We start from the raw sequence: 1680 nt of genomic DNA, 5'->3' as shown, positions 1-1680 counted from the left end.
AATGGCATTAAGTTAAGCAAAACAACATCTAGAGCTAACCAGATTTAATCTGGCAGGCTCTTTTTTTTGGTGAAATCCGAAGAAAATGCTTGACAAGCAAATATGCGGAATAAAGAACATAATCCGAAGGAAATTGTAGGAGGTATTTTTATACTATGATTTCTATTACTAACGTTTTATCCTATTCACCTGATTATGTAGTTTCTATTCTTAATGAACGGATTGGGGATATCGCCGAAAGTATCGGTTGTTATTGTGCTGATCCAGTTTCTGACTTTACTAGAAGCAGGAAGTTGCCTTGTGATGTTCTGATGAAATTGATTATTCAATTTCAATCAAAAGCACTGAATTGTGAATTATCTGATTATTTTGCGGATTTTGAATCATTACCAACCAAATCTGCTTTCTGTCAGCAGCGCAATAAGCTAGAAGTCGAAGCTTTTTCAAGATTATTCTATACGTTTACGCATTCTTTTCATCATTACAGAACTTATAAGGGTTACTATATTCTGGCATGTGACGGCAGTGATATCAATATCCCTTTCGATACAAAGGATGAAGATACCTTTTGTCTAAATGGAAAGAATAAGCCTTATAGTCAATTTCATTTAAATGCTTTATATGATTGTATGAATCAAATCTATTGGGATCTAAATATTGACAATGCCTCAAAGACAAGAGAATGTGCTGCGTTAGAAGAGATGATCTCCAACCGTCGTTATCCTTCGAATTCTATTATCGTTGCCGATAGAGGTTACGAGAAATACGATTTGATTGCGTGTTGTCTAGAAAAGCAACAGAAATTCCTCATTCGTGTTAAAGATATCAAGTCATTTAGTTCTATTCTTTCAAATTGTAATTTAAAGGATGAAGCATTGGATGTGAAAATAACTAAAATCTTAACTCGGAAGCAAACGAAAGAAATCAAAGCAAATAAGTCAAAGTATACGTTCATAACCAATAAAAGCGAGTTTTCCTATTTTGATGACGAACAAGAATTATATGAAATGAGTTTTCGAGTTGTGCGATTTAAAATTACCGAAGATACATATGAATGTTTAATAACCAATTTGACTGAAGAAGAATTCAGTTCAGAAGAATTAAAGCAGCTATATCATCTAAGATGGAGTGAGGAAACAAGTTTTCGACAATTGAAATATACAATTGGAATGGTATCATTTCACGCTAAAAAGCGAAAATACATCAAACAGGAAATCTATGCCTCTGTGATTCTTTTCAATCTATCCAATATCGTGGTACATAATGTGGAATTAGAAGAAGAAAAAGAAAACTGTAAATACCGTAGAAAAGCAAATTATTCAACAGCGGTAACAAACATTCGATTATTTTTGAAGAGGATGATAGATGAGAAGGAACTGATAAAAAGAATAAAAAAAATTCTGGTCTTGATCAGACCAGAAAGAAAACAAAAGCGGCAAATAAAACCGCAATCCGTTAGGTCCTTCAACCACAAAGCGTCCTAACGATATCATTATATACTATCCTCTATAATTTGAAATGTTTTATTCATATTTTTATAAAATAAGTTTTCGTATACTCAAAAATCATAGATTCTATAAAAAAACAGGAGCAAGTTGGTTTTATTACCATTCACACTCCTGTACTACCTTTAACTTGTGCATTTCTAGTGCCTGTTTGAGGCCTAACTTAATGCCATTG

1 protein-coding gene is annotated in these 1680 nt (G+C 32.8%); it reads left to right on the top strand.

Annotated elements, in window-relative coordinates:
• Positions 1-155 precede the first annotated feature (155 nt).
• Positions 156-1484 (top strand): IS4 family transposase, encoded by a 1329-nt coding sequence (locus HOLDEFILI_RS17985; protein WP_039865579.1) that lies wholly within the window; start codon positions 156-158, stop codon positions 1482-1484.
• Positions 1485-1680: the final 196 nt, after the last annotated feature.

The sequence above is a fragment of the Holdemania filiformis DSM 12042 genome (assembly GCF_000157995.1).
Taxonomy (GTDB): domain Bacteria; phylum Bacillota_I; class Bacilli_A; order Erysipelotrichales; family Erysipelotrichaceae; genus Holdemania; species Holdemania filiformis.
The sequence above is the reverse complement of the archived record's forward strand: the minus strand, read 5'-3'. Positions and strand labels throughout refer to the sequence as shown.

Bases quoted from the DNA above. Each gene is read 5' to 3' on its own strand.
- HOLDEFILI_RS17985 (WP_039865579.1), top strand. From the start codon at position 156: ATGATTTCTATTACTAACGTTTTATCCTATTCACCTGATTATGTAGTT.